Source organism: Photorhabdus caribbeanensis (assembly GCF_018448885.1).
In the GTDB taxonomy this organism is placed as follows: Bacteria; Pseudomonadota; Gammaproteobacteria; order Enterobacterales; family Enterobacteriaceae; genus Photorhabdus; species Photorhabdus caribbeanensis.
The window spans coordinates 49031-73777 of record NZ_RCWB01000018.1 but is presented as its reverse complement, the minus strand read 5'-3'; the positions used below and the strand labels follow the sequence as shown (position 1 = coordinate 73777).

Annotated in this window: 22 protein-coding genes; 5 read left to right on the top strand and 17 right to left on the bottom strand. The window is 41.7% G+C overall.

Annotated elements, in window-relative coordinates; genetic code table 11:
• Window positions 1–50: 50 nt before the first annotated feature.
• The 6 genes from dapB to ribF form a co-directional block, all read right to left on the bottom strand.
• Complete coding sequence (dapB, locus tag EAE90_RS13265) at window positions 51–872, bottom strand: 4-hydroxy-tetrahydrodipicolinate reductase (protein WP_214053883.1); 822 nt, start codon at window positions 870–872, stop codon at window positions 51–53.
• A gap of 120 nt (window positions 873–992) precedes the next feature.
• Window positions 993–1946, bottom strand: a complete 954-nt coding sequence (gene ispH, locus EAE90_RS13260; RefSeq protein WP_214053882.1) for a 4-hydroxy-3-methylbut-2-enyl diphosphate reductase — start codon at window positions 1944–1946, stop codon at window positions 993–995.
• Window positions 1927–2397 (bottom strand): FKBP-type peptidyl-prolyl cis-trans isomerase, encoded by a 471-nt coding sequence (fkpB, locus tag EAE90_RS13255; protein ID WP_036777002.1) that lies wholly within the window; start codon window positions 2395–2397, stop codon window positions 1927–1929. Before fkpB ends, ispH begins: the two co-directional genes overlap by 20 nt.
• A gap of 5 nt (window positions 2398–2402) precedes the next feature.
• A complete protein-coding gene (lspA, locus tag EAE90_RS13250; RefSeq protein ID WP_036777004.1) occupies window positions 2403–2906 on the bottom strand; it encodes a signal peptidase II in 504 nt (167 codons plus the stop codon).
• A complete protein-coding gene (gene ileS, locus EAE90_RS13245) occupies window positions 2906–5719 on the bottom strand; it encodes an isoleucine--tRNA ligase (protein WP_214053881.1) in 2814 nt (937 codons plus the stop codon). Before ileS ends, lspA begins: the two co-directional genes overlap by 1 nt.
• Before the next feature lie 24 nt (window positions 5720–5743).
• Window positions 5744–6688, bottom strand: coding sequence for a bifunctional riboflavin kinase/FAD synthetase (gene ribF, locus EAE90_RS13240; RefSeq protein WP_214053880.1), 945 nt, complete (start codon window positions 6686–6688; stop codon window positions 5744–5746).
• A 350-nt stretch (window positions 6689–7038) separates the two neighbouring features.
• Here ribF and rpsT point away from each other — a divergent pair, with 350 nt between their 5' ends.
• Entirely contained in the window at window positions 7039–7302 is a 264-nt protein-coding gene (gene rpsT / locus EAE90_RS13235; RefSeq protein WP_105398585.1) for a 30S ribosomal protein S20, read from the top strand.
• A 71-nt stretch (window positions 7303–7373) separates the two neighbouring features.
• On the opposite strand, the gene nhaR is transcribed toward rpsT, so the two are convergent.
• From nhaR to EAE90_RS23840, 7 genes are all read right to left on the bottom strand, one after another.
• A complete protein-coding gene (nhaR, locus tag EAE90_RS13230) occupies window positions 7374–8288 on the bottom strand; it encodes a transcriptional activator NhaR (RefSeq protein WP_214053879.1) in 915 nt (304 codons plus the stop codon).
• 209 nt (window positions 8289–8497) lie between these two features.
• Window positions 8498–9664 (bottom strand): Na+/H+ antiporter NhaA, encoded by a 1167-nt coding sequence (gene nhaA / locus EAE90_RS13225; protein WP_214053878.1) that lies wholly within the window; start codon window positions 9662–9664, stop codon window positions 8498–8500.
• Between the two features lie 169 nt (window positions 9665–9833).
• Window positions 9834–10097, bottom strand: coding sequence for a helix-turn-helix domain-containing protein (locus EAE90_RS13220; protein WP_036777018.1), 264 nt, complete (start codon window positions 10095–10097; stop codon window positions 9834–9836).
• Window positions 10098–10135: 38 nt separating this feature from the next.
• Window positions 10136–10312, bottom strand: a complete 177-nt coding sequence (locus tag EAE90_RS13215; protein WP_160169991.1) for a hypothetical protein — start codon at window positions 10310–10312, stop codon at window positions 10136–10138.
• Between the two features lie 346 nt (window positions 10313–10658).
• Window positions 10659–12506 (bottom strand): beta-glucoside-specific PTS transporter subunit IIABC, encoded by a 1848-nt coding sequence (locus EAE90_RS13210; protein ID WP_214053877.1) that lies wholly within the window; start codon window positions 12504–12506, stop codon window positions 10659–10661.
• Window positions 12507–12615: 109 nt separating this feature from the next.
• Window positions 12616–13230: a PRD domain-containing protein gene (locus EAE90_RS13205; RefSeq protein ID WP_246550695.1), complete on the bottom strand. Its 615-nt coding sequence runs from the start codon at window positions 13228–13230 to the stop codon at window positions 12616–12618.
• Window positions 13160–13477, bottom strand: a complete 318-nt coding sequence (locus tag EAE90_RS23840; RefSeq protein WP_246550693.1) for a CAT RNA binding domain-containing protein — start codon at window positions 13475–13477, stop codon at window positions 13160–13162. The genes EAE90_RS13205 and EAE90_RS23840 overlap by 71 nt, the downstream gene beginning before the upstream one ends.
• Window positions 13478–13924: 447 nt before the next feature.
• Here EAE90_RS23840 and EAE90_RS13200 point away from each other — a divergent pair, with 447 nt between their 5' ends.
• The 3 genes from EAE90_RS13200 to EAE90_RS13190 all read left to right on the top strand — a co-directional run bounded on the left by EAE90_RS13200 (window position 13925) and on the right by EAE90_RS13190 (window position 18141).
• Complete coding sequence (locus tag EAE90_RS13200) at window positions 13925–15367, top strand: PTS transporter subunit EIIC (protein WP_214053876.1); 1443 nt, start codon at window positions 13925–13927, stop codon at window positions 15365–15367.
• Window positions 15368–15431: 64 nt separating this feature from the next.
• A complete protein-coding gene (ascB, locus tag EAE90_RS13195) occupies window positions 15432–16853 on the top strand; it encodes a 6-phospho-beta-glucosidase (RefSeq protein WP_036777023.1) in 1422 nt (473 codons plus the stop codon).
• Window positions 16837–18141 (top strand): carbohydrate porin, encoded by a 1305-nt coding sequence (locus EAE90_RS13190; protein ID WP_082303643.1) that lies wholly within the window; start codon window positions 16837–16839, stop codon window positions 18139–18141. The genes ascB and EAE90_RS13190 overlap by 17 nt, the downstream gene beginning before the upstream one ends.
• Window positions 18142–18237: 96 nt before the next feature.
• Here the strand turns inward: EAE90_RS13190 and dnaJ are convergent, their stop codons facing one another.
• Together dnaJ and dnaK are read right to left on the bottom strand one after the other, a co-directional pair.
• Window positions 18238–19371, bottom strand: coding sequence for a molecular chaperone DnaJ (dnaJ, locus tag EAE90_RS13185; RefSeq protein WP_214053875.1), 1134 nt, complete (start codon window positions 19369–19371; stop codon window positions 18238–18240).
• Window positions 19372–19484: 113 nt separating this feature from the next.
• Window positions 19485–21395, bottom strand: a complete 1911-nt coding sequence (dnaK, locus tag EAE90_RS13180) for a molecular chaperone DnaK (RefSeq protein WP_214053874.1) — start codon at window positions 21393–21395, stop codon at window positions 19485–19487.
• 429 nt (window positions 21396–21824) lie between these two features.
• Here dnaK and satP point away from each other — a divergent pair, with 429 nt between their 5' ends.
• Window positions 21825–22394, top strand: coding sequence for an acetate uptake transporter (gene satP / locus EAE90_RS13175; protein WP_036777030.1), 570 nt, complete (start codon window positions 21825–21827; stop codon window positions 22392–22394).
• A gap of 48 nt (window positions 22395–22442) precedes the next feature.
• Here satP and galM read toward each other — a convergent pair whose 3' ends face one another.
• A complete protein-coding gene (gene galM / locus EAE90_RS13170; RefSeq protein ID WP_422615995.1) occupies window positions 22443–23558 on the bottom strand; it encodes a galactose-1-epimerase in 1116 nt (371 codons plus the stop codon).
• Window positions 23552–24712 carry a galactokinase gene (galK, locus tag EAE90_RS13165; RefSeq protein WP_214053873.1) on the bottom strand — a complete coding sequence of 387 codons (1161 nt, stop codon included), beginning with the start codon at window positions 24710–24712 and terminating at the stop codon, window positions 23552–23554. The genes galM and galK overlap by 7 nt, the downstream gene beginning before the upstream one ends.
• Window positions 24713–24747: the final 35 nt, after the last annotated feature.

Below are 24747 nucleotides of genomic sequence, written 5' to 3'. Positions count from 1 at the left end.
CATAATAAAATATTTAATCATGCGATATCAATAAATTACAAAAAAAATTCTTAAATCAAATCGAGATTCAACACATCTTTCATATCAAAAAGACCACTATTTTTACCACTTAGCCATAGAGCAGCCTTTACAGCGCCATTTGCAAACGTCATCCGACTGGAAGCCTTATGAGTTATCTCTACTCTCTCTCCAATATCAGCAAACATAGCGGTATGCTCACCCACGATATCCCCGGCACGGACAGTCGCAAAACCAATACTTTTCGGATCACGTTCACCGGTATAACCTTCACGGGCATAGACAGCACACGATTTAAGATCCCGCCCCAAAGCATGCGCAATAGATTCTCCCATTGCTAAAGCTGTTCCTGATGGTGCATCCACTTTATGGCGGTGATGTGCTTCGATAATTTCGATATCGCTATACTCACCCATCACTTTCGCGGCTTTTTCCAATAACTTAAGTACCAGATTCACACCCACGCTAAAATTCGCAGCAAAAACAATCGGGATATCAGCAGAAGCCTCTTTAATTGCCTGCTTACCAGCCTCATCAAAACCAGTTGTACCAATCACTATCGCTTTACCGTTCTGACGACAAATCTCAAGATGAGTCAACGTTCCTTCCGGGCGGGTAAAATCGATAAGGACATCAAAATTATCAACGATACTTTTCAGGTCATCACAAACAATCACACCTGTATGACCAATACCTGCTAACTCTCCAGCATCTGCGCCAATCAGAGAAGAACCGGAACGTTCCAAAGCTGCACCAAGAGCCACACCATCTAATTGATAAATAGCCTGAATCAACTGACGTCCCATACGCCCACCAGCGCCAACAATAGCAACACGAATATCTGTATCAGCCATAAGCCCTCACTATGAAGTTAGTCCTTTTCCTGATTTAACATGATGATCAGTCAGATGAATGTTTTAAATAAAGAGCATATACACTACTTTATTATTATTTATCTTGATAAATTAGATTATTTATCTAACTTCTTTGACTTCAACACGTAACTCTTTCGGTACTTCAAACACAATATTTTCTTCCCTACCATGTAATTCCCTGACAGAATCAGCCCCAAGATTTTTCAGGCGTTCAATAACTTGCTGAACTAAAATATCCGGTGCCGAAGCGCCAGCGGTTACACCAATCAGGGAGGTACCGGTAATCCACTCTTCTTTAATATCTTCAGCAGAGTCTATCAGATAAGCAGGCTTACCAACTCGCTGAGCTAATTCAGCAAGCCGATTAGAGTTAGATGAATTCTTCGAACCCACAACCAAGACAACATCAGCATCAGACGCCAAATCCCGTACTGCTTCCTGACGGTTAGTCGTCGCATAGCAGATATCATCTTTACGAGGACCAACAATGTTTGGGAATCGTGCATTAAGTGCATCAATCACTTCTGAAGTATCATCAACGGATAACGTGGTTTGAGTCATAAAACACAAGTTATCTTCATCTTTGACTTTCAAGTTCCATACGTCTTCCGGAGATTCAACCAGATACATTCCACCTTCCGCATTGTTGTACTGACCCATTGTACCTTCAACTTCGGGGTGTCCAGCATGACCAATCAGAATAGCTTCTTTACCCTTGCGGCTGGCTCTCGCTACCTCCATATGGACTTTAGTCACTAAAGGACAAGTCGCATCGAACAACATGGTCAAATTGCGAGAACGCGCTTCAGCACGAATAGCCTGTGAAACACCATGTGCTGAAAAAATCAGAATCGCATCATCCGGTACTTCTGAAATTTCTTCAATAAAGACAGCCCCTCGCTTGCGCAGGTTATCTACAACATAACGATTATGCACAACTTCATGACGAACATAGATCGGCGCACCATATAATTCCAGTGCGCGTTCTACGATACTGATAGCACGGTCAACGCCGGCACAAAAACCGCGAGGGTTAGCCAGCAATATCTGCATGGTTTTCCTCCAATTGTGGTTCAATTTCCAACACTTCGACTTCAAACGTAACATTCTGATCAGCTAACGGATGATTGAAATCAACAGTCACAGATTCTTCTGTTACGGCTTTGACTATGCCTGGCATTTCACTGCCATTCATCGCCGTAAATAACATTATAGTGCCAATTTCAGGCATCCCCGTTTCAGCAAAATCACGCGGAGTAAAATATTGGATTAGATCAGGATTCGGTTTACCAAATACAGCCTCACCAGCCAGAGTAAAGGTATGTTTATCTCCCTCTTTTAGCCCAGTAAGCTGCTGTTCCAAAGGTGAGGAAAGGGTTCCATCACCTAAACGAAATAATGCAGGTTTACCCTGAGTGTAAGTGGAGTCGGCAATGGAGCCATCTTGCAGTTTTAAAATGAAATGCAATAAAACTGCACTATCCTCCTGCACCTGGTTTGACATATTACTTATCCCACTTTGATTGTCTTTTCATCAGGGTTTAAAAAGCTATCAATGATAACCAATCCAGCCCCGATACATATCGCCATATCGGCGATATTAAAAGTTGGAAAGTGCCAATCACCGACATAAAAATCAATAAAATCGATGACAAAACCATGAACCAACCGGTCAAACAGATTACCCAATGCTCCACCAATAATCAGGGCATAAGCGATATTATTCAGTTTCTTCTTTGCACTGGCACGATACATCATCACCATCAATACAACTGAAATAGCAACAGCAATGAATGCAAATAACCAACGCTGCCAACCGTCTTTCTCTGCAAGGAAACTGAAAGCCGCCCCAAAATTCTGGGCATAAGTCAGATTAAAATAAGGTATCAATGGAACGGATTTATACAGATGAAAGTGTTGCAACACTAACTGTTTACTACCCAGATCCAGAATCAATACCACAACAACTAACCAAAGCCAGCGAAGGCCGGTGGAGCAAATGGGTTTATTCATCAGGCAAACTTACGTTCTTCGCCGTTACCGGCAACATTAGTTACACAGCGGCCACAAAGTTCTGCGTGTTCCGCCACCAATCCCACATCTTTAGCGTAATGCCAGCAACGAGGGCATTTTTCGCCATCCGCTTTGCGGAAAGCAATTTTCAAGCCATTGATTTCGCTTTGTTGCGCATCTTCACCAGCCTGCTCATAATCTGCAACAACAGCCTGAGATGTTAGCAGAACGAAACGCAATTCATCTCCGAGGCTATTGAGTTTGTCCGCCAGTTCATTATCGGCGTACAACGTCACTGCGGCTTCTAATGAACTACGGATATGTTTGTCTGCCCGGGCCTGCTCCAGCACTTTGTTAACTTCACCACGCACTGCCAACAAATCAGCCCAGAAAGCATCATTCATTGCTTCGCCCGCGGCCAGACCAAACAAACCGTCATACCACTCTTCGGTAAATACATATTGAGCACGTTTGCCAGGCAACTCATTCCAAACTTCATCGGCAGTAAAGGAGAGGATAGGCGCCATCCAGCGAACCAGCGCTTCCGCAATATGATACAACGCAGTCTGACAACTACGACGCGCCACACTGTCGCTCTTAGCGGTGTACTGACGGTCTTTAATGATATCGAGATAGAATGAACCCATCTCCACAGAACAGAATTGCATCATACGCTGAACAACGGTATGAAAATCATATTCATCGTAACATTTTGCAATGTCTGCCTGCGCTGCCTGAGCTCTGCCTACAGCCCAACGATCCAGCACCGCCATCTCTTCTGGCTCAACCTTATGCTGTTCAGGATCAAAACCATTCAAGTTTGCCAACAAGAAACGCGCCGTGTTACGGATACGACGATATGCATCAGCAGAGCGTTTCAAGATCTCATCAGATACCGCAATTTCACCGGTGTAATCAGTAGAAGCAACCCATAGACGCAGAATATCTGCCCCTAATTTATTTATGACATCCTGAGGACTGATGGTGTTACCGATAGATTTAGACATCTTACGGCCCTGACCATCGACAGTGAAACCATGCGTTAACACCTGACGGTAAGGCGCTTTACCTTTTATTGCCGTTGAGATCATCAGGGAAGACATAAACCAGCCACGGTGCTGATCTGAACCTTCAAGATAGATATCCGCAGCGTTACCCTGGAATTCAGGGCGAGCATCAACCACCGTTGCGTGAGTTGATCCCGAATCGAACCATACATCCAACGTATCAAAAATTTTGACATAGTTAGCCGCGTCATCACCAAGCAGTTCGGCGGGTTCCAGATCCCACCACGCCTGAATGCCGTCAACTTCAACACGTTTTGCAACTTCTTCCATCAATTCGATAGTACGTGGATGAAGTTCTTCTGTCTCTTTATGGACAAAAAGAGACATCGGCGTGCCCCAAGTACGTTGACGTGAAATACACCAGTCAGGGCGGTTTTCAACCATTGCCTCAATACGGGCCTGACCCCAACCCGGAATCCACTGAACGCCTTTGATCTCTTGCAACGATTGTTTACGCAGACCCTTTTGATCCATGCTGACAAACCACTGCGGCGTAGCCCGGAAAATGATAGGCGTTTTATGGCGCCAGCAACAAGGATAGCTGTGCTGTAATTTTTCCAAATGCAGCAACGCATTGTTTTCACTCAGGATATTCAGCACAACATCATTCGCCTTAAAGACAAACATGCCATCCAGAGAAGGATAAGTACCGGGCAGATAGCAACCATTAGGGCCAACCGGATTTGCAACTTCCAAACCATATTTCTGACCAAGAACAAAGTCGTCCGGGCCATGACCTGGCGCCGTGTGCACAGCTCCGGTACCTGCATCCAGAGTCACATGATCACCTAGCACAACCGGCGAATCAAAGCCCATAAAGGGATGTTTAAAGCGTAACAGCTCCAATGCAGCACCTGCACAACTCCCCAATACCACCCACGAAGTTATACCCGCTCGCTTCATCACGCTTTCTACCAAATCAGCCGCCAGGATCAGGCATTCACCCTCAATCTGTACTAATTGATAGTTAAATTCAGCATGCAAAGCAATCGCTCGGTTAGCCGGCAATGTCCACGGCGTGGTTGTCCAGATAACCAGAGAGACTGGTTGATCTGGTGCCTGCACCCCAAATTTCTCACAAACGGCGGCTGCATCAACTGCCTTAAAACGCACGTCAATCGACGGCGAAGTCTTATCGTAATACTCAACTTCCGCTTCGGCCAATGATGAACCACAATCAGCACACCAGTGAACAGGTTTAGCGCCTTTCAACAAATGACCATTAGCGATAATACGGCTCAATGCGCGAATAATGTTGGCTTCGGTCTTAAAGTCCATCGTCAGATATGGACGTTCCCAGTCACCGAATACGCCCAGACGAATAAAGTCTTTCTTCTGACCTTCAATCTGCTCTTTAGCATATTTGCGGCACTCGGCACGAAACTCAGCAGCGGAAAATTTTTCCCCCGGCTTACCAATAATCTGCTCAACCTTAAGCTCAATAGGTAAACCGTGGCAATCCCAACCGGGAATATATGGCGAGTCATACCCCGCCATCCCTTTGGATTTAATAATAATATCTTTGAGAATCTTATTGACTGAGTGACCAATATGAATACTGCCATTCGCGTAAGGAGGGCCGTCATGCAGAATAAATGTTTTTTTACCGGCTTTTGCTTTACGAATTACCTGATACAACTCATCTTTGTACCAACGTTTTAACATATCTGGTTCGCGCTTTGCTAAATCTCCACGCATTGGAAACCCTGTTTCTGGCAGATTCAAGGTGTTTTTATAGTCACTCATTCGATTCTCAATTCCAATTTTCCGCTAGATACATGACACAGGTCGCTGTTTAAGAAATTCCCTAGCAGCGACCACATCATTAGCAATTTGCTGCTTGAGTGCATCAAGGGAAGCAAACCGCTGCTCATTACGCAATTTTTTGCGTAACACCACATCAATATAACGCCCATAGAGATCCATTTGGGTATCAATTAGATGTACTTCAAGTTGTTGACCCTGACCGGAGACTGTTGGACGTGTACCAATATTGGCAACACCCGGTAAGGGCTTGTCTCCTAATCCATAGACTTCAACAACATAAACGCCTTGTACAGGAGCCACTAATCGTTTTAACGGCAAATTAGCTGTTGGAAAACCAATAGTGCTCCCTAGTCGTTTACCATGAACGACCCGGCCGCAAATGCTATATGGATGCCCTAATAATGTTTCGGCTAATACCAAATCATCATTTTGCAGTGCTTGACGGATAGCTGTGCTGCTGATCCGCAAGCCATTATCACAAAAACTTTCACTATTGGTCACGTCAAAACCGTATGTTTCACCGGCTCGCTGCAAAAAGGCAAAATCACCACTGCGAGCTTGACCAAAACGAAAGTCATCACCTACAGCGAGAAACTTAACACCCAATTTTTCCACCAGCAACCGCGAAACAAAAGCTTCTGGCGTATTTGCCGCAAAATTTCTGTCAAATTTCACGCATAATAAATAATCCACCCCACATTGGGCGAGATATTTGGCTTTATCCCTCAATCTCGTCAGACGCGCAGGAGCATTACCCTTAGCAAAAAACTCCAAGGGTTGTGGCTCAAAAATCATCACCATTACTGGTAATCCCAGACGCTGCCCTTCGTGTTTTAAGTGTTTCAGTAGTGCCTGATGACCTCGGTGAACGCCATCAAAATTACCAATCGTCAACACGCAACCGCGGTGACATGTCCGGATATTACGTATACCGCGAATTAGCTCCATAGCTGGCTCAATACCCTGGAAATTGCCAAATTATACCTTGTACAAAGCTCAAGGTTAACCCACCATCATAAGATGATTTAAATCAATAGCCCTGATTCATACAACAAAAACGAGCAGGAATCCCGAAAAATATTCATTTTATTTCTATCTGGACTATTCAATGAGATTTTTATTGTGAAAGACTGTATTCCCGCTAAGTAAGCTGATAAAATCCTGCGCCATCACAACGAAACAAGTTGCCGCGGTACAACGGCGCTTATTTGCACAAATCCATTGACAAAAGAAGGTTGAACAGGCATATTCCTCGACCTTTGAATTGTCCTCGATAGAATATATTTGGGAGTTGGACCTTGGCTAATATCAAATCAGCTAAGAAACGCGCCATACAGTCTGAAAAACGTCGTCAGCACAACGCTAGCCGTCGTTCTATGGTGCGTACCTTCATCAAGAAGGTACATGCTGCTATCGCTACTGGCGATAAAGAAGCTGCACAGAAAGCATTTAATGACATGCAACCTATTGTCGATCGTCACGCCTGTAAGGGTCTGATCCACAAAAACAAAGCAGCACGTCATAAATCTAATCTGACGGCTCAAATCAACGCAATGCAATAATTTGCGTTTAGATTACTGAAAAACCGGCCTGCGCCGGTTTTTTTGTGTTTGCAGTTATTATCAATTATTTTTTAAACGCGCTTCTTAGATGGCACATTAAACAACGCAGAAAAATCTTTATTACATACCCTTTGAACAGCCGGGTGTTGAATCATCCGTTCAGCAAAAATCACATAATACTCTTCCTGCACGGCATCCAATCGACCAATTTCGACAATATCATTATCTGCAAAAATATCATTGGTATACAAAGATGGCGCTACGAAAATCGCATTATGATACATACCAAACGCTTTCATTAACGCGGCATCATCAAATTCACCCAGTACTTCAACTTGAAGATTTTTATTACGAATCCAAGTCAACAACTTACGCCCCAACATAGAGCGACGCCCTGGAACCAATAAACGACGTTCCTCCAAACATTCCGGGAAAGGTTTTTCCGGAATAGGTTGTCGGCAGAAAAAACTCACATTACATTCACCCAGTTTTACCGAGAACAGCCCTTCCTGTTGGGAAGAATCCACCGGACAATCAGATAAAATCATATCAAGTTTGTGCTGGCTGAGTTGTTCCAGCAACAATTCATGGGTTGATTCAAAACAGCGTAGATGGATCTGTTCATGCTCCACAACCGCCGTTTCCAATACCTGACTAACCAGACGTTTGGACAGTGCATCAGCAACACCAACATCAAATAAAAGGTTAGATTCACGGCTGTAGTTAACGATATCCAACATCTCCTGGCTCAGCATAAACATCTTATCCGCATAGCGGAAGATAAGCTGCCCTAGTTCCGATGGTACTAAACCCCGACCTTGACGTTTGAACAGCTTGCCTCCCAGACGCTCCTCCAGCGCCTTTATCTGTCCAGTAATCGTCTGAGGTGTTAGATAAAGCGCCTCTGCCGCCCCAACCACAGATCCTTCCTTGCAAACATGCCAGAAATAATAGAGATGATTAAAATTCAGATGTGACACCCGCATATATTTTTCCTTATGTATCGCTTTCGTCTAACAGACTACCTAGCCATACATCTCTAATTTACCGTTTTACGGCGATTTCCTGTTTTCCACTACATAAAATATCCGCGATACCATTTTATTATTGTACCGCGAGTACAAAAATGAGAGTCAGTTCGGAAATTCTTTCTGAAACTACCGGCTAAATTAATGAATTTACCACGGCACTGCCATCACTTTTTCTTTGGTAAGACCATTCGTAACAAGCCATACCCCATAAACGCAGCGATGGTTGAACCCATCAGAATGCCAAGACGGGAATAGATACTGAAAGATTCATCTACCCCTTCAAAAGCCAATCCTGAAATAAAGATAGACATAGTAAAACCGATTCCACAAAGAACGGAAACCGCAAATATCTGTTTAAGATTAATCTGCTGCGGCAATTTAGCAAATCCGATCTTAATAGAAATATAGCTAAACAGAAAAATTCCCAATGGCTTACCAAGAGACAGAGCCGCAGCAATACCTAGTGGTAATATATCAGTCAAGCCATTTAACGTAACGCCATTCAGGACGACACCCGCATTGGCAAAAGCAAATAATGGCAAAATAAGATACGCCACCCAAGGATGCAAACCATGCTCAAGTGATTCAGATGGTGAATGACCATTCTGGCTACGCAGAGGAATCAGAAAACCAATGATGACGCCAGCCAGTGTTGCATGAACACCTGATTTCAGGATGCAAACCCAAAGAATAGCGCCAACAACCAGATAAGCCGATGTTTTTTCGACACCACGCCAATTCATCCAAACCAGCAAAGCAATCATCGCGGCTGACAATCCAAGCGCCACAAGAGAAACCGTTTTGGTATAAAACAGAGCGATAATCACGATAACGCCTAGATCATCAATAATCGCTAGCGCCAACAAGAAAACCTTAAGTTCTGTTGGTACTCGTTTAGACAATAGCGCCATCACACCCAAGGCAAAAGCAATATCGGTTGCCGCAGGAATAGCCCACCCCTGACGGGTAAACTCATCATTACCATTAAATAACAGATATATTAGTGCCGGAGCGACCATACCACCTATCGCCGCTATCACCGGAAATACTGCCTTATCACGCCCTGCCAAAGAGCCTTCCAGAAGTTCCCGCTTTACTTCCAGACCAACAATCAAGAAAAAGACCGCCATTAAGCCGTCATTAATCCACAACAATAAGGGCTTATTGATCTCCAGTGCAGCGAATTGCACTACCACCGGAAGATTAAGAAATTGCTGATAAATATCTTGTAGTGGTGAGTTTGCCATTATCAGCGCAATAATGGCAGCAATGATAAGAAGGAGCCCTCCAGCCGCTTCTAATTTCAGGAATTGACGAATAATTGCTGTCACAATGATTAACCTCTGAAACTGATCGGTCTTAAATAGTACTCTAGCTATGGTTTCGAAAAAAATCGATTTTATGACCAGAATAATTCGCTATAACCGATCTATTGATGATCTACATCTCAATAAAATAGATTATCAATCAGAGGAAATCGTTAAGTGGGAGAGGCCCTATTTATCTTACATTAGCACCAATTTCCCGCATTTTAACCAAAATGCGGTTTAAATCATCTTCTGATAGCGTTAACTGTGTTGCTATATAGAATAGAATATGCGAAGAAATAACGCGTGGCATTTTCCCACCCGTGTATTTTCTCCATTGGTTGTTACCGGAAACTCCCGCTAAATCGGCCATTTGTTCTCCGGTGAAGCCTAATTCTTCTTTGAGTTTAATGAGATCTTCTGTAGTAGGAGGAGAATAATTGCCGATCAGTCGCATAAGTATTCCAGAACAAAGCCCCTTACGGGGCCAATTAATTAAATGAATTTGAGCAATAGAGTTGTGATGGTAGCTACCGCACCAATAAGGCTAGAAGCCACAACAATCGGATACCATGTAGCCTCACGATTTATCTTTGTCGTTTCTGCCATTAATTTTGCTATTTCAGCGTGGATTTTTTCGAGTTCAGCAGTAGTCATTTCAGTAGTACTCATCGTTCTTCCTTTTTAGGGATGCCAGGCTGCGGCCATTCCGCTACCTTATATTATTACACAATAAAAAGTAGCCCTTTTAGGGCTAATTGTCAATGTAGATGGTTTAATTTTTCATCTCAAAATATTAGTATTCAATATGACTTCATATTATGAAAAATATATTTTTTCATAATTTATATAACGAGATAATATCTAAAAATTCAGCAGATAAAATAAAAAATACAATAACAACGAGAAAAAAGAACAAATAATTAACGGATATAAAAACTGGTTATATGCAATCTTTAAATACAAAAAATAAACATCAAGAATATTATCAAGATACACTAATTACTTGAAAAATAAATTAACATCGATTAATAACCAACAAATTATCTTTACATCCAATAACTTCTTTTCTTTTAGTAGGAATTATTGAGTGATATTCCTCACTATTGGTGACAATAATTGGCGATATAATCTGGATTTCATTCTCTTGAAGAAATTCCAGATCAAAATTAACTAATACCTCACCAGCAACCACTTTCTGTCCTTCTATAATTTGCAAATTAAATCCTGCGCTTTGCAAACCTACCGTTTCAATACCAATATGAATTAATAATTCCACTCCTTGATCAGAAATTAAACCAATAGCATGCCCAGTCGGAGTAATCATTGAAACCTTACCATTAAAAGGCGATTTAACCACACCTTCGGTAGGAATAATAGCGATACCATCACCAATAATTTTTTCAGAAAAAGTATCATCGGGTACATTTGAGAGAGATGCTATTGTACCGGTCATCGGAGAACGTAATGTGATTTTATTCTTTTTTGAAAATTTTGACTTTATTAATACTATAGAATCAACATTAGATTCTAATTTCATTAATAAAGTGGATATAAATGCCACTAAGAAACTACTAACAATACCAAGCAAAATAAAAATAAAGTTATTGCTACCTTTTTGCATATAAAAAGGTAATGACACCAATCCCGGTACACTAAAAGCAAATATTTTCACCGAGAAAATACCCACAATAGCGCCGCCAACTGCGCCCCCCATTAATGCAGCATAAAAAGGCTTCCTTAATTTAAGCGTAACACCATACATTGCGGGTTCAGTTACGCCTAAAAAAGCAGAGAATGAAGATGAATAAGCTAATGATTTCATTTGGCTATCTTTAGTTTTAATTGCAACTGCTAATGTCGCGCCAGCTTGTGCAATATTACTAACAAAACTGATAGGTAATAACATAAAATCGTATCCGAGAGATTTAAAATTAGCAAAAACACTCGGCAAAAAGGCATAATGCCCCCCTGCAATGACTAAAATAGGGACTAATCCACCTAACAATAATCCCGCAAATGGTCCAGCCACGGAAAATAATATTAAAAGCCACTTTTCAAGATACAAACCAATTATATTTCCCAACGGTGCGGCAATAATCAATAAAATAGGTGCGGAAATTAATAAAACCAATAATGGTGTAAATATTATTTTTAATATCGACGGAATAAACCTATCTATCCATCGATGAATATAACTGAGCAACCAAACACCTAAAATAATTGGAATGGTAGTATAACTATAATGAACAGCCGGAATAGTAATACCAAATGCACTGAAATACCCACCACCAGAACTGCTCACAAGGTCAGATAATGTTGGATAAATTAAAATACACGCTAACGTAGTTGCAATAAATTCATTTGTTTTAAATTTTCTTGCCGCTGAAAAAGCCAAAAGAACAGGCAAAAAATAGAGAGGGGCATCAGAAAGAATATATAATAATTTATACTCATGACTCTTCTCTGAAACCCAATCCATCACATATAAAAAAATCAATCCGCCTTTCAGTAAACCCGCGCCTATAATTACCGGCAATACGGGAATAAATATGCCTGAAATAATATCAAGAATATGACTAATGAAACCCTTTTTGGCGCCATCATCATTTTCTTGATTTTCTGTTAATTGCTTAATGATTTCACTAAATATTTCAACAACTCTATTACCAATAATTATTTGTAATTGCCCGCTGTGAAAACGTACTCCCATAACCCCCTGCATTTTTTTGATCGCTGCAATATCTACTTGACTATCATCTATAATATTAAAACGCAATCTAGTCACACAATGCCAACTTTTATTTATATTTGCTCCTCCACCAAGAAACACAATAATCTCTTTTGCAAAATCTTCACCATTCATTTTATCTCCCACCTCTAATCTATGACTAAAAAATCTAAATCACACAAATATACTCATCTCATACTCTTAGCTTGGCTTGGCAATTGACACTCGTTTGACGATCCACTCATTAAAAATCTCTGCCCTTGTAACTATCATTAACCACCCGTTCTATATGAATCACTAAATAAATCAATTCATCATCAGGCACTTTCCATTGGTATTTCTCCCTCAGATATTTAATTAGCTTAACTGCGCAGTTGTAACTTTTGAAATATTTTTCTTCTATCAATTCTTGCAATGAAAAATCCATCTCAATAGCAGAAGAATGCTCATTTTTATTTTGTCTAATCAGGAAGTATCGCAGATGTGTAATAAAACGAGAGTAATTTACAGACGTTGTATCAAGGTTAACATGGAAATAGTAGTGAATAAGCTTAACAGTTTTATTAATTAGATTCGTTAATTTTAATGTGTCTCCCATCGTTTGCCCCTCATATTGAGCATTAACAAAATGCAAGGCAATCAATGAAGCTTCTATCGGCGGTAATGGCTTTTCAAGCTGGCTATTAATATGGATAAGAGCCTGTTTGCCAACTTCATATTCCAACGAATATAGATGAGGGATCTCCCATTGCAAGACATTACTAATCTGATATCCTTTACTCACACGCTCAAATGCAAAGTTTAAATGTTCTGATAAAGTAATGAGTAATGAGTAATGAATCGTTGAGAGATTTGCCAAGAATATCTTCCCCTAATGAGATAATCTTCTCGGTTAGCTCTATAACTGAAGCTGGAATAGTGGCAAAGATCTGATTAATCTTATCGTTCTTTTCAACAGTAAAGACTTTTGCAACATCCTGAATATTAAGTTTATCCCCCTTTTTTCTATTAAAGCCTACGCCCTTATCCATTAGAATAATTTCATTATTGTTCTCATCAATGGCAAGAACGACATTATTATTTATGAGTTTTACTATCGTTAACAAAATAGATACCTTACAGGATAAACCATTATATGCACTAACCTAAATCTATAAAATAGGTGAAATATATTTGTGACCTGGTTGTGCCTGATCTTATCAGTAACACTCCTGTACACTATATTCATTATGTTATCTTTCAGGCTAAGACATTATTTTTACAAAGTCAACGACACAGCAACATACCCAACTTACCCAAGGTATTTATGATAAGTATCACATTTTTACCAAAATTAAATTTAATAACTTGCAAGTATCACAAGGAGTAATTAGTTTTTAACCAATTGATATAGGCTTGTTACCGACTTAGTTGCGACTAACGTCGGGCAAAACCTAATCCATCACGTCACGATCCCCTTATTCCAAGGCGATTGTAGATGATGGGTTAGGTTTTTTTTTGCCTTAAATTCGGTCTTTCGCTGTTTTCAGCGTATTAAATGAAGGGGAAGTCCAATGAGATACGAAAGTCTGGCAGAGAAAATAGTCAGCGCAATAGGTGGGAAAGAGAATATATCTAGCCTGGTCCATTGTGCTACTCGTTTACGATTTAAACTTAAAGATAGCAGTCTGGCCAATAGCGAATTACTCAAACAGACTAAGGGAATTATTACCGTAGTAGAGAGTGGTGGGCAATATCAGGTAGTCATCGGTAGTCACGTAGGGGATGTTTACGACGATATTAATCAATACTTACAAGATAATACAGAAAAAACTGAGGTTAAACAAAGTGTAACGTCGCCGCAAGGGATAAAACAAGATAATGCGAAAGGTTTAAAACGTATTTTTGATGTCACCATTGATATTATTTCCAGTATTTTTACTCCGCTATTAGGTGTATTGGTCGCAGCCGGATTAATTAAAGGTATTCTCGCTTTATCCGACGTGTTCAATTGGATGAGCATAGACAGCGGAACCTATAAAATTTTATACGCTACCGGCGATGCCATGCTCTATTTCATGCCTATTTTATTAGGATATACCGCAGGTAAACGGTTCGGAGGCAACCCTTTTATTACTATGGTGATCGGGGCCGCCTTAACCTATCCCACCATGACCGAGGCATTTAAACTTTCGCAAACGACTTCTGCCGTGCACCTCAATTTCCTTGGTATTCCTATCTCTTTCATTAATTACAGCTCAACCGTTATTCCCATTATCTTATCAGCATGGTTTAGCTGCTTGCTGGAAAAGAAGTTTAATAGCTGGTTTCATTCCTCCGTCAAACTGTTTGCCACACCTTTCCTGTGCCTATTAATTACCGTTCCTTTAACGTTTCTCGTTATTGGCCCTGTAGCAACAGAGCTTAGTAATGGCCTGGCTGCCGGATATCTCTTCTTCTATCAATTAAACCCGGTCATTGCCGGACTCCTAATGGGCGCAGTGTGGCAAGTTTGTGTTATTTTCGGTCTGCATTGGGGGCTTATCCCAATAATGATCAATAACATGATGACCCAGAAAAAAGATATGCTCTCTCCACTGCTCCAGCCAGCAATATTTGGTCAAGCAGGTGCAACTCTGGGGGTATTTTTACGTACACGTGATAAGAATATGAAAACATTATCAGGTACTGCACTGATATCAAGTCTCTTTGGCATCACCGAACCTGCTATTTATGGTGTCACACTACCACTAAAACGTCCATTTATTATCGGTTGTATTGGTGGGGCGCTTGGCGGAGCAATTGTCGGTTTTTACTCAGGAACAGCATATAACGTTAGTGGCATGGGTATCTTTGCGTTTACCTCATTTATTTCTCCCGCCGGCATAGATAGTGCTTTCTGGAGTGTCATATTAGGTTCGTTAGGTTCATTTATCTTCTCTTGTATCGCAACCTATTTATTCGGTTTGCCATCAGAAGTAAAAGTTCCACTAATAACATCCCATGCAAAAAATTAATTTAAAGAATCATATTAAGAGAATATCTTCCAAGTTTAACGAGCAATTAACAAGAGGACAAACCATGAAAAAACAATTTCCAAATAACTTCCTTTGGGGAGGAGCACTGGCTGCAAATCAGGCTGAAGGAGCCCATCAAATAGATGGAAAAGGGTTATCAACCTCAGATATGCAACCCCACGGCGTTATTGGTCACAGCATAGAACGCAATTTAGGTGATTTTCATATTAAAGATATTGGTATCGATTTTTATCATCGTTATCCTGAGGATATTGCGCTATTTGCTGAAATGGGATTTAAATGCCTGAGAACCTCCATCGCCTGGACACGTATATTTCCTGAGGGAGATGAAGAAATACCGAACGAAAACGGCCTGGCTTTTTATGATCGCCTGTTTGATGAAATGATAAAATATAATATTCAACCACTCATTACGCTTTCTCATTTTGAAATGCCTTATGGCTTAGTAAAAAAATATGGTGGTTGGGGAAATCGGAAAACAATTGCATTTTTTGACCATTACGCCAGAATTGTTTTTGAACGTTATCAACATAAAGTAAAATATTGGCTGACATTCAATGAAATTAACATGTCTTTATTCTCCTGTTTTACCGGTGCAGGACTACCAGAAAACAGTAAAATTCAAGATATTTATCAGGCGCTACATTATCAATTAGTTGCCAGCGCCAACGCAGTTAAAGCCTGCCATGAAATTATTCCTGATGCAAAAATAGGTAATATGGTGGCAGCGGCCCCTTATTATCCATTAACTTGTCATCCCGATGATATATTAGAATCATTGAAAAAGAATCGTGAATGGCTATTCTTCTTTGATGTACAAGCTCGTGGATATTATCCATCTTATATGACCCGTCTATTTAAAGAAAAAAATATCACACTTGATATCACAAATGAAGATAAAATAGCACTCAAAGAAACGATTGATTTCCTCTCTTTCAGTTACTACATGAGTAGCTGCGCAACAGCAAACCTTGAGATTATCAAGACGTCAGGGAATATCATTAATCCGGTGAAAAATCCTTATCTGTCCAGCTCAGAATGGGGATGGCAAATCGATCCTAAAGGCATTCGCTATCTTCTCAATATGTTATATGACCGTTACCAAAAACCCCTGTTTATTGTAGAAAACGGTTTGGGCGCCAGAGATGTTATTCAAGACGATGGCTCTATTATTGATGATTATCGTATTAAATATCTTAACGATCATTTATTTCAGATACGGGAAGCCATTGAAGATGGAGTTCAGTTATTAGGATATACCTCATGGGGGCCAATAGATTTAGTCAGCGCTTCTACCGCAGAAATGTCAAAACGGTATGGGTTTATTTATGTTGATCGTGATGACCAAGGCAATGGAACATTAGAACGGCGACGTAAAAAAAGTTTTAGTTGGTATAAAGAGGTGATCAGCAGTCACGGTAATACCCTTCAAGCCCCGGAGGTAGAAAATGAAAATAACCAATAAATTTCTTTTACTCACGATTCCACTTATTTTACTTTATAACAATGTCACTGTAGCAGCGGAAAATAACTGTCATTCGTATGATACGCTTTTACCAAGAGGACCAGAAACACCTTCGGTTTCATCTGCATGCGATACGGTATTTCCTGAATGGGGCGGCCTTAGAAAAGAGATGGCAGATCGTGGCTTTTATGCAAATTTTCAACTGCTTACTAATCTAACCTACGATATATCAAGAAGCTGGAAAAATACGCCTAATCCCAATTATATGGGACAGCGCTTAACTACCGGTAATATCGCCGCGACAGAACTCACTTATGATTTATCACGAATTGGTTTCACTGATAAAGCCCAACTGCGTTTAGGTTTAACCTATGCTTATAATAACTTCAAAAATAATGGTCAAGATGGGCATCCTTTTGTCTCAGCCTTTTCCATTAATCAACCCTTATTGAATGATCGAGTCATATTAAATTATGGCTATACGACACTACTCTCCCATTTTTATGGCTTATTTTTGGGTAGCAGTACAGCATCATCAGCGCTAGGGCCAACCAGTGTGATGTTGTCCCAGGCTGGACTAACCATTAGCAAACCAAGTCCATCGATAGATATCCGGTTTTTATCGGAAAATAAACGTTGGTATGACCACATTGGCGTTGCCAGAAGTCAAAGTTCAGAAGGTTTAAAAGTCGATTCAAAATATAATACTTATGGTCTGCGCTGGAAACTTCCCAGTGCGGGAACTTTAGTCATCAACGAATTAGGTTATCGTGTTAATGCTAATGAAACTGAAAATATGATCTGGCTTCGGGGTGGATCGGTATTCAATAAAACCCCTTATTTTAACTATAACAATTCAGAGTATGAAGATTACACTTACTCTCATTATATCGCCGCTACCCACCAAATAACCAAGCCGGATACGTCAATGCCTTTCCGTGGCTGGTATATTGACGGTAAAGCCAACTATGCGCCAAAGGATCGTAACCTGTTTAATGCCGATATTTCATTATCACTGTTCAGCATTGGTCCATTTGATTCGCGTCCAAACGATATGGTTACTTTTGGTCTGGCCTATAATAAGTTCAGTGACGATGCAAAAAATTATTTTGCCCGCAATGGTCAACTTGCTGAAAGTTATAGTGCAACCGCTTCTGTAGCATATAGCTATCGTGTTTACAACGGCATCTATTGGACTAATAGCTTATCGTATACTCATCACCCATCAGTGACACCGAAAGAGGATGATGCCTATAATTTGCTCACACAAATCACGTTTAGTTTATAATTCTCAATCAAAACAAAAAGTCCTCATCTAAAACGAGGACTTTTTACCCATAATTCGAGCTTTATTTAGCAATCCAGCTCTATTATGTGAAGATATTTACTTGGTCAAATCATCAAAGAATTTCTTTACGCCATCGAAGAAACTTTTAGAACGAGGGCTATTTGTTTCTTCGCCAGTACCACCGAAAGATTCGCCCAATTCACGCAGTAATTCTTTCTGTCTTTCATTCAATTTAACCGGCGTTTCTACCACTACCCGGCACAATAAATCACCCTGAACACCACCGCGGACAGATTTAACACCTTTACCTTTCATGCGGAACATTTTACCTGTCTGGGTTTCCGCAGGTATTTTCAGTTTCACACGGCCATCAAGGGTTGGAACTTCTATTTCTCCGCCCAGTGCCGCCATTGCAAAGTTAACCGGCACTTCACAATAGAGATTACTCTCTTGACGCTCAAAAATATGGTGCGATTTCACCTGTACCTGAACATACAGATCACCTGCTGGTGCGCCTTTTGCTCCAGCTTCACCCTCGCCACTTAAACGAATGCGGTCGCCGGTATCCACACCTGCCGGGATTTTAACAGACAGGGTTTTGTATCTTTCGACTCGCCCATGACCATGACATTTATGGCAAGAATCTTTAATGATCTGACCACGGCCATGACAGTGTGGACAAGGTTGCTGAACGGTGAAGAACCCCTGACGCATATGAACCTGACCAGCACCTTGACAGGTTGAGCAGGTTACAGGGCTGGTTCCTGCTTTAGCGCCGCTGCCATGACAGGTATCACAAGTTTCCAGTGTCGGGATGCGGATCTCTTTCGTCACACCGCGAACCGCTTCTTCCAGCGTCAACTCCATGCTGTAACGCAAATCAGCACCGCGACTTGGACGCTGTTGACGACGACCACCACCGAAGATATCACCGAAAACGTCGCCAAAAATATCACTAAAATCAGCACCGCCGCCGCCAAAGCCGCCACCGCCCATGCCGCCTTGTTCAAAAGCAGCATGACCATATTGGTCATAAGCAGCCCGTTTCTGATCATCCGTCAGAATTTCATAAGCTTCTTTAACTTCTTTGAATTGGCTTTCTGCCTCTTTATCACCCTGATTACGATCAGGATGATATTTCATCGCCAACCGCTTATAGGCTTTTTTAATCTCTTTTTCGCTCGCTGTTTTGGAAACCCCCAAAACCTCGTAATAATCTCTTTTTGCCATTTCTTATTTTACCCTTAACATGCGCGCACGGGCGCAGAGTTCCCTCAACGCCCGTGCCGGTTAATCAGCAACAGTCGTTATCATCTAACTGTCACCGCGCCCGCTAAGGGCAATTATTTTTTATCTTTAACTTCTTCGAATTCAGCGTCTACAACGTCGTCATCTTTCTTCGCACTGTCGCCAGCATCTGCGGTTGCACCAGCCTGAGCCTGCTGCTGAGCAATTTCCAACAGCTTAGCGGAAGCTTGAACCAAAGCCTGAATTTTCGCTTCAATATCCGCTTTATCTTCGCCTTTCGCTGCGGTTTCTAGCTGTGTAATAGCACTTTCAATCGCAGTTTTATCTTCTGCCGGCAGCTTGTCACCCGCCTCTTCTACTTGCTTACGGGTACCGTGAACCAGTTGATCTGCCTGGTTACGAGTTTGTACCAACTCTTCAAACTTACGATCAGATTCAGCGTTAGCTTCTGCATCACGAACCATCCGTTGAATCTCTTCCTCATTCAGACCGGAAGAAGCCTTAATGGTGATCTGCTGTTCGCGACCGGTGTTTTTGTCTTTAGCAGATACATGCAAAATACCGTCAGCATCAATATCAAAAGTCACTTCAATCTGAGGCATGCCACGAGGTGCAGCCTGAATACCATCCAAATTAAACTGGCCCAGAGATTTGTTATCGCCGGCACGTTTACGCTCACCCTGCAACACATGGATAGTTACCGCAGACTGATTATCTTCCGCCGTAGAGAACACCTGGCTGTGTTTGGTTGGAATCGTAGTGTTTTTCGCAATGAGGGAAGTCATTACGCCACCCATTGTTTCGATACCCAGAGACAGTGGTGTAACATCCAGCAACAAGACATCTTTCACATCACCGGCCAAAACACCGCCCTGTACCGCAGCCCCCATTGCTACCGCTTCGTCAGGGTTCACATCTTTACGTGGCTCTTTACCGAAGAAGTCAGCGACGACTTTCTGTACCATTGGCATACGGGTCTGGCCACCCACCAGAATGACATCGTTCACATCAGAAACTGACAGGCCAGCATCTTGCAATGCAACTCGTACAGGCTCCATAGAACGTTTAACCAGATCTTCTACCAGTGATTCCAGTTTCGCACGGGTCACTTTGATGTTCATGTGCTTAGGACCGGTTGCATCTGCGGTGATATATGGCAGGTTAACATCGGTCTGCTGTGCAGAAGAGAGCTCAATTTTTGCTTTTTCTGCCGCTTCTTTCAGACGTTGCATTGCCAGTGGATCGTTACGCAGATCAATGCCCTGATCTTTCTTAAATTCGTCAACCAGATAGTTGATCATACGGCTGTCGAAGTCTTCGCCGCCCAAGTGAGTATCACCGTTGGTTGCCAGCACTTCATAGGTTTTTTCGCCGTCAACTTCATCGATTTCGATAATAGAGATATCGAAAGTACCGCCACCGAGGTCATAAACCGCGATAGTACGATTACCCACTTCTCTGTCCAAACCATAAGCCAGTGCAGCCGCAGTGGGTTCGTTGATAATACGTTTTACTTCCAGACCTGCGATACGGCCAGCATCTTTGGTTGCCTGACGCTGAGCATCGTTAAAATATGCAGGTACAGTGATTACCGCTTCAGTCACTGGCTCACCCAGATAATCTTCTGCTGTTTTCTTCATTTTCTTCAAAACTTCAGCAGAAACCTGAGGAGGAGCCATTTTCTGGTCTTTCACTTCCAGCCATGCGTCGCCATTATCTGCCGCAATAATTTTGTATGGCATGATAGCTACGTCGCGTTGCGCTTCTTCGTCTTGGAAACGACGTCCAATCAGACGCTTAATAGCAAACAACGTATTTTGCGGGTTAGTAACAGCCTGACGTTTAGCCGGTTGACCAACCAGAGTTTCACCATCCTGGGTATAAGCAATGATGGAAGGAGTTGTGCGATCACCTTCGCTGTTTTCCAGCACACGAGCTGTCGTGCCATCCATAATAGCTACACAAGAGTTGGTAGTTCCCAGGTCGATACCAATAATTTTACCCATCTAAACGCCTCCAAAGAAATTCGTAATCAGTCAAGTTGCTAATCAATATGAGGATAACTTTCTGCTTTTCAATGGCACCCATTTTTATGCCTCTACGCGATTCCTCACCTTTGCTTATATATACCGGCTGTATAGGACAGCGATTAGCAACTGCGGTTGATTATAAGATGGGGTCGTTAAAACCATCATCAAGGGGGGATGTGAAAAAAAAACCTTTTTATTATTTCAAAGGTCATTGTTTCCTTGCTGACAGATCATTATGATTCGCCACCTTTGCTATTTATACCCTATGGATTTCAAGATGCATCGCGACGGCAAGGGAGCGAATCCCCAGGAGCATAGAAAACTATGTGACCGGGGTGAGTGAGTGCAGCCAACAAAGAGGCAACTTGAAAGATGACGGGTATATGACTTTCTTTCAGAGGACTTATGAACGCGAATCAACTGGCTAATCCCGGCCCCTTAGGTTTAATGGGCTTCGGCATGACAACCATTCTTCTGAATCTGCATAACGCAGGTTTCTTTCCACTGGCATCCGTTATCCTGAGTATGGGCATTTTCTACGGCGGTCTGGCCCAAGTATTGGCAGGGCTTTTTGAATATAAGAAAGGCAATACCTTTGCCGCAACCGCGTTCACCTCTTATGGGTTGTTTTGGCTCAGTCTGGTTGGACTGTTATTTCTCCCCAAAATGGGATTGGCGGAAGCCACCAGCAGCCAATATTTAGCGGTGTATCTTGGCCTGTGGGGCGTGTTTACTCTATTTATGTTCTTTGGCACCTTCAAGGCTAACCGCGTGCTACAGTTTATCTTTGGTGGTCTGACTCTGTTGTTCGCTATGTTAGCCATTGGCAACTTTACCGGAAATACCACTCTTCTGACGATTGCCGGTTATGAGGGGATAATTTGTGGCGCCAGCGCATTTTATCTGGCAATGGCGGAAGTGCTAAATGAACAGTATGGACGCACTATTCTGCCCATTGGCGAGATAAAAGCGTAATAAACCAAGGGTTGGAAGAAGGTAGATTTTTCCCCCTCTTCCAGTCCGTTATGAACGTATTGCTATCCTATTTTTAGCATTATGGATTTCGAATTGATAGCAAGTACGGTGCTTATAGCGTTGGTTAGGACGAAGTATACAGCTCTCTTGCTCCCACTCAGGATGGTTGGGAGAATCCGGCAAAAATTGTGGCTCAAATGCCATTCCCGCATAGTTCTCATATCGCCCACCATCACGGTTAGGCGTTCCACCCAGCCAATTTCCCGAGTAAAACTGTACAGCCGGTTTTGTGGTGAATATTTTCATTGTGATTGCTTCATCAGGGGAGGTGACTGAGATTGCATAATCCGTGTCCAAACGAGTTGCTTGCAACCAGAATGAATGATCATATCCATTTACAATTTGCTGCTGTTTATCCAGCATAAAGTGACTGTTAATTGCTTTAGGTTTTCGAAAATCAAACCCCGTATTATCAACCAAAGCCAGTTGGCCCAATGGAATACCATTTTCATCAATCGGTAAATAGCCGTCACTTTTCACTTCTAAACGATGCGATAAACATGTTTTTCCAGCGTCCGCCCCCAACAAATTAAAATAAGCGTGATTAGTCAAATTAATGGGCGTCGCAGCATCTGTATGGGCTAAATAATCCACGATTATATGATTATCATTGGTTAATACGTAACGAACGGTTACAACGACATTACCAGGAAAACCCTGATCACCATCTGGTGACTGTAACGTAAAACTCACTGAATAGGCATCTCTTGCAGTGATTGTCCAACGCCGCTTATCAAAACCCTCAATCCCACCATGCAAACAATTTCCTGCCTGATTTACCTGTAATTGATAAGTTTTACCATCAAGATTAAAACATCCATTTGCAATCCGATTGGCGTATCGTCCTACGGTAGCACCTAAGTAACTGGTCTGTTTATAAAAATCTTTTAAGGTGGCAACACCTAGTAAAACCTCTCTTTTCTCTCCACTTAAGGGCACACGGCAACTTAACCAAGATGCACCAATGTCCATCAACACAATAGAAAAACCCGAAGCATTGGAAAGGCAGACAAGATTTGCTTTTTTTCCATCCCTGGCAATATCTTGTGTCATTGAAGCGTTCAATAATTCAAAGTAAGCATCTATCATTTTATTGCCTACCATGTTTCAACCAAACCTGCACCTTCCGAAGCCTGACACACATAAATAGTCTCTTTCAGACCTGTCAACGCAAAATAGTGTTGCTCTACCGCAGCCTTAACCACATCAACCAGAGTTTGTGGCACTAAAGCCACCACACAACCACCAAACCCACCACCGGTCATTCTCACTCCTCCTTGTTTACCAATGGCTTGCTGCACAATATCAACCAAGGTATCGATTTCAGGCACGGTAATTTCAAAATCATCGCGCATTGACTGATGTGATTGCGCCATAAGTTCCGCGATTAATGGCATATCACTCTCTGCCAACGCTTTTGCTGCCAGAAGTGTACGTTCATTTTCTGTGATTACATGACGTGCACGTCTAGCCACTATGCTATCAAGCTCAACACTCCATTTTTCAAATTCATCTAATGCCACATCCCGCAAAGCCTTAACCCCAAATAATGCCGCTGCTTGTTCGCATTGAGCCCGACGGATATTATATTCACTGCCAACCAATTGCCGTTTTTTATTTGAATTAATAATCATGACTGCAATATCTTTCGGCATAGATACAGCTTGCGCGGTTAAATGACGACAATCAATTAATAACGCATGATTTTTCTTACCTTGCGCGGAAATTAATTGATCCATAATGCCACAATGACAACCGACAAATTCATTTTCAGCTTGCTGCCCATTTAATGCAATTTCCGTTTGGCTAATAGCTAAGTGGTAAAGGTTTTTAATTGTTTGACCAATAACTGTTTCCAGTGCCGCCGATGAACTTAATCCCGCCCCTTGTGGCACATTACCTGCTACCACAATATCTGCCCCGTTAAATATATATCCACGACTAAGCAGACACTTTACAACACCACGAATATAATTGGCCCACATTTTACTTTCGTGAAATGCAATAGATTGGCTAATATCAAATTCGTCTAATTGATTACCATAATCGACCGAAACAACACGGATAATATTATCTTTTCGTTTCGCCGCCGCAACCATAATTTGGTAATTAATAGCACATGGCAATACAAAGCCATCATTATAATCAGTGTGCTCTCCAATCAAATTAACCCGACCTGGCGCTTGAATAATATGTGTCGGCACATAATGAAATACTAAATCAAAAACATCTTTAACGCGATTAATTAGAGTTTTCATCACATTACTCTCAAATATGGTATCAGCCACTCGAT